Source organism: Streptomyces sp. RK9 (assembly GCF_045070545.1).
Taxonomy (GTDB): Bacteria; Actinomycetota; Actinomycetes; order Streptomycetales; family Streptomycetaceae; genus Streptomyces; species Streptomyces alboflavus.
Genome location: NZ_CP173703.1, coordinates 4,305,903 through 4,319,431, shown reverse-complemented (window position 1 = coordinate 4,319,431; position 13,529 = coordinate 4,305,903). Strand labels below are relative to the sequence as shown.

The following is a 13,529-nucleotide window of genomic DNA, read 5'->3' as shown; positions in this document are numbered from 1 at the left end:
GGCTGTGCGCCGGTTCGGTGGTGCTCAGCCGTGCGGGCCAGGCGGCGCTGCGGTCAGACGCCCGCGACGCTCTGGACCCAGGAGCGGTACGCCGTCACGTTCGTGTACGCGGTCGTGGTCTGGCGGTCGCTGGTGGACGCCACGCCGACCTGGATGCCGTTGGCCATCATCGGGCCGCCCGAGTCGCCGCCCGCGGTGATGCCGTTGCCGCGCCGGGCGCAGATGGCCTGGCCCTGGTAGGCGTCGCGGCAGCCGCCGGTGACGACGACGTTGGCGACCTTCAGGAGCTGCGACTGGCAGTTGATCTCCTGGCCGCACTGGGAGGTGGCGCCCCAGCCGTACACCTGCACGGTCTGGTTCACCTGCACGGAGCCCGGGTTGCCGAGGCGCGCGTAGGTGCCCGCCACGGAGCGGTCGAGCTTGACCAGGGACAGGTCGGAGCTGGCGTGGTTGTGGACGCTGACGCCGTTGGCCGTGGTGCCGCCCGAGGTCTGGTCGAGGCTGCCGATGCGGAACGACAGGCCGCCGCCACTGACACAGTGCTTCGCGGTGAGGATCCAGGTCGGGGCGATGATCGTGGCGCTGCAGGTCTGCCGGCCGTTGGAGAACAGGCGGGCCGCCCAGGGCGCGTTGCTGGCGTAGCCGCCGCCGATGATGGGCTGGGCGGAGGTGCCGGACGCCACGGTGGGCGCGGTGGCGGACGGGGCCGTCTGTGCCACGGCCGTGGGGGCGAGCCCCAGGACGGCGAGGGCGGTGGCCGCGAGCGCGGGGACGAGTCTGGATATTCGCACGTTCGTCTCCATTGTGTGGGGGATGAAACGCCCTGTGATGAGGACGCGACCGCATAGGTATGCGGGTGGAGCGCACACGCGGAAGGCGGGTTTCCCCTGGCGCGTGCATGCCATGCTCGGCTGGGGTGAATGTGGCAGAGGAGCCACGGAGGCCGCAAGAGGTTGACCGCCGAAATTCCCTCGCCATAGCGGCCCCGAGGGCGACTTGGGATCTGTTTCGCAGTTCACTGTTGCGATGTGACCTTCAAACACCTGCCCGGACGGGCGCGGCGCGAAGGGAACCCGGAAGCCCGCGCGCAGGGCCGGGGCCGACTGCGTGAGCTTGCGTCAACCCGCATGCCCAAACGGGGCATCTTGGTCTGGACCATTCTGTACGCAGGTGCGGCCACCCCGACAACCGCCTTTTGCGACAAGTCTCTTGAGGCCCGGCACCTCGGGCCGAACGTCATCGTCTTCGGCCCGCCCACGGGCGTCTCGTACCCCTGAGCACGTATCCGAAGTAAGCGAGGGGGGCTGGACGGATTCCCCGTCCAGCCCCCTCGCTCGATCCTGCCTAGCCGACGGCCACGGCGCCGCGCAGCGCCTCACGCACCGTCGCGATCACCTCCGCCGCGCGCGGGCTGAGGTAGAAGTGCCCGCCGCGGAACACCTGGAGGTGGAACGCGCCGGTGGTGTGGGCGCGCCACCGCTCGGCCTCCGGGACGGTCGTCTTCGGGTCGTCGTCGCCCGTCAGGGCGGTGATCGGGCAGGCGACGGTCGTGTCCACGGGGCCGTACGTCTCGATGGCCCGGTAGTCGCTGCGGAGGGCGGGCAGCACCATCCGCAGCAGTTCCTCGTCGCCGAGGACCTGGGCGTCGGTGCCGCTCATGGCCTTCATCTCGGCCACGATCCCGTCGTCGTCCCGCTGGTGGACGTTCTCCTCGCGCACCGTCGACGGCGCGCGCCTGCCGGAGGCGAACAGGAGCGCGGGCTTGTGGCCGCGGGCCTCCAGCCTGCGTGCGACCTCGAACGCGAGGACCGCGCCCATGCTGTGCCCGAAGAACACCACCGGCCGGTCGAACAGCGGCTCCAGGACCGGCGCGATCCGGTCGGCGAGGACACCGATGTCGTCCACGTTCGGCTCGTGCCGCCGGTCCTGGCGGCCGGGGTACTGCAGGGCCGTCACGTCACAGCCGTCGGCGAGCGCGGCCGAGACCGGGAAGTAGAAGCTGGCCGATCCGCCCGCGTGCGGGAAGCACACGAGGCGCACCGGGGCGTCCGCTGCGGGGTGGAACCGGCGGAGCCAGAGGTCGCTGCCGTCGGCAACTGTCATGTTCTTCGTCCATTCTGCTGTCGTTGTCGTACGGGGACGGGGTTCTCGTCCCGGTCTAGCGGGAGTTGGCGTCAGGGCCCTCCTCCAGCCAGGCTCGCACGGCGAGCGCGGTGGAGTCCGAGCGGTCCTCCATGATCGTGAAGTGGTCGCCGGGGACGTAGGCGTCCTCGTGCGGGAACGGCCAGTCGGGCTGCCAGTCGTCCTCTGTCTCCATGGCCTGCGACTCCCCCGGCGGGAAGGTCGCGTGCACGTACAGCGTCGGGATCGCGACCGGCTCGGGCTCCCAGTCGCTGAACACCCGCAAGTAGCCGCCCTGCCCGGTCAGTTGCGCGCCGTTCATCATCGCGAACGCCTCGGTGGTGGTGCCGCGGGCCTGCAGCGCCGCGTAAAGCCGGTCCTCGAAGGAGTTCGTCGCCGTGTACGTGTCCACGAGCACCGCCGCCACCGGGGCGTGGCCCTGCCGTTCGAGCAGCGCGGCGACGGCGTTGACCATCCAGCCGCCCGACGAGTATCCGGCGAGGACGAACGGCCGGTCACCGGCCGCCCTGCGGACGGCCTCCGCCTGGTGGCGTACGACCGCGTCGCGCGTCGCGGGCAGCAACTCGCCCGCACCGAAGCCGGGGTTGGGCAGCACGGTCACGTCCCGCTCGCCCGCGAAGACGGGGGCGAACCGGGCGTAGTAGTGCGGCCCCGAGGGCGCCATCGTCGGCGGGAAGCACAGCAGCGGGATGCCGGGGCCCTTCGCCAGGGTGACCGGCGGCAGCGCGGGCTGGTCCGCCGGCTCCTCGAACACCTGCCGCAGCCGGGCGGCGGCGTTCACCATCTCCCACGCCTCGTCCTCCAGGCCGAGGTCGTACGCCTGCCGGTACAGGCCCGTGAGGGAGTCCTCCAGTGCCGACGAGGCCGGGGCGGTGGGGGCGTCGCCGACCACCGAGGCGAGTTCGCGCCGCAGGTACCCGGCGAGGGCCGGTCCGGTCGGCTGGTCGAAGACGACGGTGGTGGGCAGACGGAGACCGGTCACGGCCGCGAGCTGGTTGCGCAGTTGCAGCGCGGTCAGGGAGTCCAGGCCGAGCTGGGTGAGGGTGCCGGACACGTCGAGGCCCTCCGGCGCGTAGCCGAGGACGGCCGCCACCTGGTCCCGGACGAGGCGCAGCAGTGCGCCCTCCTGCTCCTCCTCCGTGAGCCCGGCGAGGCGCCGCGTCAGCGGTTCCTCGTCGACGGCGGCCGCCTTGGCGGCGCGCGGGCGCACGAGGCCGCGCAGCAGCGGCGGCACGGCGTCGGGGCCGCCGCGCAGGGCGCCGGCGTCGAGCCGCATCGGCACGACGAGGGCCTCGTCGGCGGCGCAGCCGAGGTCGAACAGGGCGAGGCCCTGCTCCTCGGTGAGGCCCGCCACGGCGGAGCGGGACATCCGTGCGACCCCGCCGTCCGCGAGGTGCCCGGTCATCGCGCTCGCCGTCTCCCACAGGCCCCACGCCAGGGAGGTGGCGGGCAGGCCCTGGGCGCGCCGGTGCTGGGCGAGCGCGTCGAGGAACGCGTTGGCCGCCGCGTAGTTGCCCTGGCCGGGGCCGCCGAGGATGCCCGCCACCGAGGAGAACAGGACGAACGCCGACAGGCCCAGGTCGCGGGTCAGTTCGTGCAGGTGCCAGGCCGCGTCGACCTTGGGCCGGAACACGCCGTCGATCTGGTCGGGCGTCAGGGAGCCGATGGTGGCGTCGTCGAGGACGCCCGCGGAGTGCACCACGCCGGTCAGCGGGTGGTCCAGGGGCACCGCGGCGAGCAGCTCCGCGAGCGCGTCGGGGTCGGTGACGTCGCAGGCGGCCAGGGTGACGTGCGCGCCGAGGCCGGTCAGCTCCGCGTGCAGTGCGTCGGCGTCGGGCGCGGCGGCACCGCGGCGGCTTGCGAGGACGAGGTGGCGCACGCCGTGCTCGGTCACCAGGCGCCGGGTGACGAGGCCGCCGATCATGCCGGTGGCGCCGGTCACCAGGACGGTGCCGCCGGGCGCGAACGCGACCGGGGTCTCCGTCTCGGACGGCCGCGAGCGGGCGAGCCGCGGCACCAGTACGTCACCGGCGCGCACCGCGGCCTGCGGCTCGGCGCCGGTGAGGACGGCGGGCAGCGCGGCCCAGGACGCGTCGTGCCCGTCCACGTCGACCAGCGCGAACCGGTCGGGGGTCTCGGACTGCGCCGACCGGAGCAGACCCCACACGGCCGCTGCGGCGACGTCGGGCACGTCCTCGTCGGGTCCGGTCGCCACGGCCCCGCTGGTCACGAAGACCAGGCGGGAGTCGAGGAACCGGTCGTCGGCCAGCCACTCCTGGGCCAGGCGCAGCGCGCGCAGGGCGGCGGTGCGGGCGCCGGAGACCGGCTCCGCGTCGTCCTGCGCGAACGGGACGACGACCACCTCCGGCACCCCGGCCGCGGCGAGGGCCGCCAGGTCGGCGTGCTCCTCGACGGTGACGCCGGACGCCGCGAGGCCCGCACCGGCTTTGAGGTCGTCCGGTCCGACGACGGCGAGCGCGCGGGCGGGAGCGTGGGTGGCCGCACGGGTCGGTGCGGCCACCCACTCCAGCCGGAACAGCGCGTCGCGGTGGCGCGCACCCCATTGTTCCGCGGCGATCGGCCGCAGGACGAGGGATGCGACCGTCGCCAGGGGGTGCCCCTGGGCGTCGGTCAGTTCCAGGGAGACGGCGTCGGTACCGGCCGGGGTGAGCCGGACGCGCGCCGCTGTGGCACCGGTCGTGTGCCGTCGGATCCCGCTCCAGGAGAACGGGAGCCGGGGCCGACCGGCGTCTTCGACGAGGCCGCCGAGCATGCAGGCGTGCAGCGCGGCGTCGAAGAGCGCCGGGTGCAGCCCGAAGGACGCGGCGTCCCCGTGCTGGTCTTCGTCGAGCTCGATCTCGGCGTACACGGCGTCCGTGCCGCGCCACGCCGACTTCAGGCCCTGGAAGGCGGGGCCGTAGAAGAGCCCGGTCTGCTCCAGGCCTTCGTAGAGGCCGTCGAGGTCGACGGGTTCGGCGTCGGCGGGCAGCCAGTCGGCGGCCGGGGCCGGGTCGGGGGCGGCTCCGGTGGCTCCGGTGGCTCCGGTGGTGAGGAAGCCGGTGGCGTGCCGGATCCAGTCGGTGCCGGTGGCCGGGTCGTCGGGGCAGGAGTCGATGCTCAGCGTCCGGCGGCCGGAGCCGTCGTCGCCGCCGACGGTCACGCGCAGCCGGGCGCCGCCGCGTTCGGGCAGTACCAGCGGTGCGGCGAGGGCGAGTTCCTCGACCTCGTCCAGGCCGAGCCTGCCGCCCGCGGCGAGGGCGACCTCGACGAAGGCCGTGCCGGGAAGGAGGGTCGTGCGCCCGACGGCGTGGTCGGCGAGCCACGGGTGGGTGTCCGTGCCGAGCCTGCCGGTGCACACCAGGCCCTGTCCGTCGGCGAGTTCCACGACGGCGCCGAGCAGCGGGTGGTCCGCGCCCGCCAGGCCGAGCCCACCGGCCGCCTCGTCGAGGCGCAGGTCGCGGGGGGCGTTCAGCCAGTACGACGTGCGCTGGAAGGCGTACGTGGGCAGGTCGACGCGGCGCGCGCCACGCCCGGCGAACAGCGCCTCCCAGTCCACCCGCACGCCACGCGTGCCGAGTTGTGCAAGGGCGGCGGCCAGCGCGTGCTCCTCCGGCCGGTCGCCGTGCAGCACCGGCACGAACGCCGCGTCGGGCGCGGACTCAAGGCCCAGCGCCGACAGCGTCCCGCCGGGACCGACCTCGACGAACGTGGCCACGCCCTGGGTCACGAGGGTGTCCACGGCGGCGCCGAAGCGCACCGCCTCGCGGACGTGGCGCACCCAGTAGTCCGGCGATGCCAGCTCCTCGGCGGTCGCCTTCGTACCGGTCAGCGTCGACACGATGGGGAGCGACGGCGTCTCGTACGACACGCTCTCAAGGACAGCGCGGAAGTCGTCGAGCATCGGGTCCATGAGCGGTGAATGGAACGCGTGGCTGACTTTCAGGCGGGTCGCCTTACGGCCAGCTTCACGCCAACGCTCGGCGACCGCATCGATGTCGGCGGCCGCACCGGAAACGACGACCGAGTGAGGACCATTGACCGCCGCTATACCCACCTTCTCCGGCAAGCCCTCAGCCATCACCTCGGCCTCGGACGCCTGGATCGCGACCATCGCGCCGCCCTCGGGCAGCGCCTGCATCAGCGCACCACGCGCCGACACGACCTTGACCGCGTCGGCGAGCGACCAGACCCCGGCCACGTGAGCCGCCGCCAGCTCACCGATCGAGTGCCCGGCCAGCACATCCGGCCGCACACCCCACGACTCCAACAACCGGAACAGCGCCACCTCGACCGCGAACAACGCGGGCTGCGTCACCCCCGTCTCGTTCAGCGCCTCGGCATCCGCACCGAACAGCACCTCCCGCACCGACGGATCGAACTCGGCGAGCACGGCGTCCAGCGCCTCCGCGAACACCGGGAAACGGGCCGCCAGTTCACGCCCCATGCCGAGCCGCTGCGAGCCCTGGCCCGAGAACAGGAAGCCCACACCGCCCACGGCGACAGTTCCCGCGTACAGGCCGGGGAACGCCCGCCCCTCCGCCAGCGCGGCGAGCCCGTCGAGGAGTGCCGCGCGGTCGTCCGCCACGAGAGCGGCACGGTGGTCGAGGGCCGACCGCGTCGTCGCCAGGGAGTAGGCGACGTCCGTCACGTCGGTGTCCGGCTCGTCCGCCAGTCGCTCCCGCAGCCGGAGTGCCTGCGCCCGCAGCGCCTGCGCGTTCTGGGCGGACAGCACCACCGGCACCGGGCCGACCGGCGCGGCTTCGGTGGCGGACGCCTCGGGCTCAGGGGCCTGCTCGATGATGGTATGCGCGTTGGTGCCGCTGACGCCGAACGACGACACGCCGGCGCGGCGCGGGCGGCCGGTGTCCGGCCAGGACCGGGGCCGGGTCAGCACCTCGACCGCGCCCGCGGTCCAGTCGACGTGGGGCGAGAGCTCGTCGACGTGCAGGGTGCGGGGCAGCTCCGCGTGGCGCAGCGCCATCACCATCTTGATCACACCGGCGACACCGGCGGCGGCCTGGGAGTGGCCGATGTTGGACTTCAGCGAGCCGAGCCACAGCGGCTCACCGGTACGGTCCTGGCCGTAGGTCGCGAGGAGGGCCTGGGCCTCGATCGGGTCGCCGAGCGAGGTGCCGGTGCCGTGCGCCTCGACCGCGTCCACGTCGGACGTGGACAGGCCCGCGTGGGCGAGGGCCTGCCGGATGACGCGTTCCTGCGAGGGGCCGTTCGGGGCGGTGAGGCCGTTGGACGCGCCGTCCTGGTTCACGGCCGAACCCCGTACGACGGCAAGGACCTCGTGGCCGTTGCGGCGGGCGTCGGAGAGCCGTTCGAGGACGAGCATGCCGACGCCCTCGCCCAGGCCGGTGCCGTCCGCGTCGGCGGAGAACGCCTTGCAGCGGCTGTCCGGGGCCAGGCCGCGCTGGCGGCTGAACTCGATGAAGGCCCCCGGGCTCGCCATCACCGTCACGCCGCCCGCGAGGGCCAGCTCGCACTCGCCGGAGCGCAGGGCCTGCGCGGCCAGGTGCATGGCCACCAGCGACGACGAGCAGGCCGTGTCCACGCTCACGGCGGGCCCTTCGAGGCCGAACGTGTACGAGAGGCGGCCGGAGGCCACGCTGCCGGAGCTGCCGAACCCGAGCTGGCCTTCGAGGCCTTCCGGGGACCGGGAGAGGCGGGCGGCGTAGTCGTTGTACATCACGCCCGCGAACACGCCGGTCGTGCTGCCGCGCAGCGACCTCGGTTCGATGCCGGCCCGCTCGAACGCCTCCCAGGAGGTCTCGAGGAGCAGGCGCTGCTGCGGGTCGACCGCCAGGGCCTCGCGCGGCGACATGCCGAAGAAGGCCGGGTCGAAGTCGGCGGCGTCGTGCAGGAAGCCGCCCGTGCGGACGGTGCTGGTGCCGGTGTTCTCGGGGTCCGGGTCGTAGAGCGACTCCACGTCCCAGCCCCGGTTGTCGGGGAAGTCGGAGATCGCGTCGCGGCCCTCGGCGACCAGGCGCCACAGGTCCTCGGGCGAGGTGACGCCGCCGGGGTAGCGGCAGCTCATGCCGATGATCGCGATCGGCTCGTCGTCGGCGACGGCGCTGCGGACGACCGTCGCCCCTGTGTCCTGGTCGCCGAGGAGCCTTGCGCGCAGGCGGCCCGCGAGCGCCAGGGGCGTCGGGTAGTCGAAGACGAGGGTCGCGGGCAGGCGCAGGCCGGTGGCGGCGTCGAGCCGGTTGCGCAGTTCGACGGCGGTGAGCGAGTCGAATCCGAGGTCTCCGAAGGACCGCTCCGGCTCCACCTCGGCGGCGGAGGCGTGGCCGAGCACGGCGGCGACGGCCGTGCGGACGACGTCGAGGAGCGCCGGGAGGCGTTCGTTGTCCGGCAGGTCCGCGATGCGTGCGGCAAGGCCCCCTTCGGCCTTGGCGGCCTCGGGGCGGGCGGTGCGGACGAGGGAGCGAAGGAGCGGCGGGACGGTGTCGGGGCGTGCGCGCAGCGGCGCCAGGTCGAGGCGCATGGGGACGGCCACGGGCGCCGGCAGGGCGAGGGCGGCGTCGAAGAGGCGCAGGCCCTCGTCGGCGGACAGCGCGGTGGCACCGGCCCGGGCGAGGCGGCCGCGGTCGGTCTCGGCCAGCTCTTCGGTCATGCCGCTCGCTTCCGCCCACAGGCCCCACGCGAGGGAGGTGGCGGGCAGGCCCTGGGCGCGGCGGTGCTGGGCGAGGGCGTCGAGGTAGGCGTTGGCCGCGGCGTAGTTGGCCTGGCCGGGGTTGCCGAACGTGCCTGCCGCCGACGAGAAGAGGACGAAGGCCGTCAGGTCCAGGTCGCGGGTCAGTTCGTGCAGGTGGCGGGCGGCGTCGACCTTGGGCCGGAACACGGTGTCGATGCGCTCCGGGGTCAGCGACCCGATGACGCCGTCGTCCAGGACGCCCGCCGCGTGCACGACGGCCGTGACGGGGTGCTCCGCGAGGAGGGCGGCCACGGCGTCCCGGTCGGCCACGTCACAGGCGACGGCGGCGACCTCGGCACCGAGCCCCACCAACTCGTCGTACAGATCACCGACTTGACCGCGTCGACTCGCAAGCACCAGTCGTCGTACACCATGGCGCCGCACCAGGTGCCGCGCCACCGACCCGCCGAGCATGCCGCTCGCACCGGTCACGAGCACCGCACCGGCATCACCATCAGCACCGGCACCGGCACCGGCACCGGCACCGAATGGCGGAGCCTCCTCCCCCTCGGGGCGGGCCCGTACGAGCCTCGGGGCGAGGAGTTCGCCTGCGCGCAGCGCCAGTTGGGGTTCGCCGGTCGCGACGGCGGCGGGCAGCGCGGGGGCGGAAGCCGCGAGCAGGTCGACGTCGACGAGGGCGAAGCGGCCGGGGTGTTCGGCCTGGGCCGTGCGCACGAGGCCCCACACGGGGGCGTTGGCCAGGTCGGGGGCGTCCTCGTCGGGTCCCGCGGCCACCGCGCCGCCGGTGACGAACACCAGCCGCGCCGAGGCGAACCGGTCGTCGGCGAGCCACTCCTGCACGAGGGCGAGGGCCCAGTGCGCCGCCTCCCCGGGGTGCGCGGCCGGGGGCACGGGGGCGAACACGAGGTCCGGCACGTCCTCCTCGGCCAGCGCGGCGAGGTCCGGGTGGGCGTCGACCGGCTCGGTGAACTCCGCCTGGGCGAAGCCGTGTCCGAGGACGGCCCAGCTCACCGGGGTCGCGGCGGCGGGCCGCACACGCGTCCAGTCGACGCGGAACAGCGAGTCGAGGCGGCTGCCGGTGAGGCCGTCCGTCGACAGGGGCCGCAGGGACAGGGCCTCGACCGAGGCGACGGGGGTGCCCGTGGCGTCGGTGAGGTCGATGGCGACGCCCGCGGCGCCCGCCGGGGAGAGGCGTCCGCGCAGCGCGGTCGCGCCGCCGCTGTGCAGCCGCACGCCGCTCCAGGAGTACGGCAGGTGCAGCCGTTCGGCGTCGGCGACGAAGGTGCCGAGCCCGATGGCGTGCAGGGCGGAGTCGAGGAGCGCGGGGTGAAGCCCGAAGGAGCCCGCGCCGTCCTGCTCGGGCAGTTCCACCTCGACGAACACCTCGTCGTCCCGGCGCCACGCGGCGCGCAGGCCGCGGAACGCGGGGCCGTAGCCGAGCCCCGCCGCGGCGAGGTCGTCGTAGCGGCCTTCGAGGTCGACGTGTTCGGCTCCGGCGGGCGGCCAGGCCTCTCCGGTGCCGGTCGCAGGGGCGGCCCCGCCCGCGGTGAGCGTCCCGGAGGCGTGCCGTGTCCACGGCTCGCTGTCCGGCTCGTCGTCGGGCGCGTCGTCGGCCCGGGAGTGGACGCTGACCGCGCGGCGCCCGGACTCGTCGGGGGCTCCGACGGACACCTGGAGCCGCACCGCGCCGTCCTCCGGCAGGACCAGGGGCGCCGCCAGCGTCAGTTCCTCGACGTGGTCGAGGCCGACCTGGTCGCCCGCCCTGATGGCCAGTTCCACGAGTGCGGCGCCCGGCACGAGGACGACGCCGCCGACGGTGTGGTCGGCGAGCCAGGCGTGGGTGGCGAGGGAGAGCCTGCCGGTGAGCAGGGCGCCCTCCTCGTCGGCGAGGGTGACGGCGGCGCCGAGGAGGGGGTGGTCGGCGGGGCGGAGGCCCACCGAGGCGACGTCGCCGGCGTGCGCGCCCGCGTCAAGCCAGTAGCGGGTGCGCTGGAAGGGGTAGGTGGGCAGGTCGGTCCTGCGGGCGCCGCGGCCCGCGAACACCGCCTGCCAGTCCACGGTGACGCCCCGCACGTGCAGCGCGGCGACCGCCGAGGTGAGCGTGGCGCCCTCGGGCCGGTTCGCGCGCGAGGCGGCCACGAGCAGCGCGCCCTCGTCGGCGCAGTCGCGGCCCGCCGCGGTGAGGACGGCGTCGGGGCCGAGCTCCAGGAAGTGTGTGACGCCGTGCCCGGTCAGGGTCCGCACGCCGTCGAGGAACCGCACGGCCTCGCGGACGTGGCGCACCCAGTGCTCGGGGTCGCGCGCCTGCTCGGGGGTGAGGACGGCGCCGGTGAGGGTGGACACGACGGGGATGGTGGGCGTGCCGTAGTCGACGGTGCGGGCGACGGCACGGAAGTCCGCGAGGACGTCGTCGACGTGCGGGGAGTGGAAGGCGTGGCTGACCTTGAGGTAGCGGGTCTTGCCGCCGCGCTCCCGCCAGGCGGCGTCGATCGCGGCGACCGCGTCGGCGTCGCCCGCGACCACCGTGGACTCGGGGCCGTTGACCGCGGCGACGTCCACCGTGCCGCCGTGCTCGGTGACCAGCGCGCGCACGGTGTCCTCGTCGGCGCGCAGCGACAGCATCACCCCGCCCTCGGGCAGCGCGCCCATCAGCCTGCCGCGGGCGGCGACCAGCTTGCACGCGTCGGCGAGGGTGAACACGCCCGACACGTGGGCGGCCGCCAGTTCCCCGATGGAGTGCCCGGCGAGGAACTGCGGGGCGAGGCCCCACTGGGTGACGAGGCGGAAGAGGGCCACCTCGATCGCGAACAGCGCGGGCTGCGTGTACGTGGTCAGGTCGAGCAGGTCGGCGGTCTCGCTGCCGGGCTCGGCGAACAGCACGTCCCTCAGCGGCCGGTCCAGGTGCGGGTCCAGGCCCGCGCAGACCTCGTCGAGGGCCTTCGCGAACACGGGGAACTCCCCGTACAGCTCGCGGCCCATGCCCACGCGCTGGCTGCCCTGCCCGCTGAACAGGAACGCGAGCTTGCCGCGCGTGCCGACCGTGCCGCGCACCAGGTGCGGTGCCTCGCCGTCGGCGGCGAGGGCTTCGAGGCCGCGCAACAGCTCGGCGCGGTCCGCGCCGACGACGGCGGCCCGGTGTTCGAGGGCGGTCCTGGTCAGGGCGAGGGAGTAGCCGACGTCGACCGCCGGTACGTCCGTGCCGTCCAGATGGGTCAGGAGGGCGGCGGCGCGCTCGCGCAGCGCGGCGGGGTCGTTGCCGGACAGGACCCACGGCAGGGCGTCGGCGCGGACCGGGTCGACGGGTGCCTCGGCCGGTTCGTCCTCGGGGTCCTGGTCCGGGGCCTGTTCGAGGATCACGTGGGCGTTGGTGCCGCTGATGCCGAACGACGACACGGCCGTGCGGCGCGGCTGTCCGGTCTCGGGCCAGGGCCGTGCCTCGGTGAGGAGTTCCACGGCGCCAGCCGACCAGTCGACGTGCCGGGAGCGCTCGCCGACGTGCAGGGTCGGCGGGAGCACGCCGTGCCGCATCGCCATGACGGACTTGATGACTCCGGCGACGCCTGCGGCGGCCTGGGTGTGCCCGACGTTGGACTTCACCGAGCCGAGCCACAGCGGCTCACCGCCGCGCTCCTTGCCGTACGTGGCGAGCAGGGCCTGGGCCTCGATGGGGTCGCCGAGGGTGGTGCCGGTGCCGTGCGCCTCGACCGCGTCGACCTGGGCGGCGGTGAGTCCGGCGCTGTCGAGGGCCTGGCGGATCACGCGCTGCTGGGAGGGGCCGTTGGGCGCGGTCAGGCCGTTGGACGCGCCGTCCTGGTTCACCGCCGAACCGCGGACGACGCCCAGGACCCGGTGGCCGTTGCGGCGGGCGTCGGAGAGCCGCTCCAGGAGCAGCATGCCGGCGCCCTCGCCCCAGCCGGTGCCGTCGGCGCTCTCGGAGAACGACTTGCAGCGGCCGTCGGCGGCGAGGCCGCGCTGCTGGCTGAAGCCGATGAAGGTGTCCGGTGTCGCCATCACGGTGACGCCGCCCGCGAGGGCGAGCCCGCACTCGCCGGACCGCAGTGCCTGGGCCGCGAGGTGCATGGTGACGAGCGAGGACGAGCAGGCGGTGTCCACCGTGACGGCGGGCCCCTCCAGCGCGAACGTGTACGACACGCGCCCGGAGGCGACGCTGCCGAAGCTGCCGGTGCCGAGGAAGCCGGCCACTTCCTCCGGCACCGACCGCAGCCGGGACGCGTAGTCGTGGTACATCACTCCGGCGAACACGCCGGTCCTGCTGCCGCGCAGTGTCGCCGCGTCGATCCCGGCGCGCTCGAACGCCTCCCACGACGTCTCCAGGAGCAGTCGCTGCTGCGGGTCCATGGCGAGGGCCTCGCGCGGCGATATCCCGAAGAGGCCGGGGTCGAACTCGGCGGCGTCGTGCAGGAATCCGCCTTCCCTGCGGAACTCCCGGCCGGGGTCCTCGGGGTCGGTCAGTTCGACGTCGCCCCAGCCCCGGTCGGCGGGGAACGCCGTCACGCCGTCCCGGCCGTTCGCGACGAGCTCCCACAGGTCCTCGGGCGAGCGCACGCCGCCGGGGTAGCGGCAGCTCATGCCGATGATCGCGATCGGCTCCTGCTCGCCTTCCTCGACCTCGCGCAGCCGCCGGCTCGTCTCGCGCAGGTCGGCGGTGACCCGCTTCAAATAGTGGCGGAGCTTCTCTTCGTTGTTCATGCGGTCTCTA

At 74.5% G+C, this 13,529-nt stretch carries 3 protein-coding genes; all 3 read right to left on the bottom strand.

Annotation, left to right across the window (positions count from 1 at the left end; all coding sequences use genetic code 11):
- Window positions 1–53: 53 nt before the first annotated feature.
- Window positions 54–791, bottom strand: coding sequence for a S1 family peptidase (locus AB6L24_RS17660; RefSeq protein ID WP_405656310.1), 738 nt, complete (start codon window positions 789–791; stop codon window positions 54–56).
- A gap of 553 nt (window positions 792–1,344) precedes the next feature.
- Complete coding sequence (locus tag AB6L24_RS17655; RefSeq protein ID WP_405656309.1) at window positions 1,345–2,103, bottom strand: thioesterase II family protein; 759 nt, start codon at window positions 2,101–2,103, stop codon at window positions 1,345–1,347.
- Between the two features lie 55 nt (window positions 2,104–2,158).
- Window positions 2,159–13,519, bottom strand: coding sequence for a type I polyketide synthase (locus AB6L24_RS17650; protein ID WP_405656308.1), 11,361 nt, complete (start codon window positions 13,517–13,519; stop codon window positions 2,159–2,161).
- Window positions 13,520–13,529 lie beyond the last annotated feature (10 nt).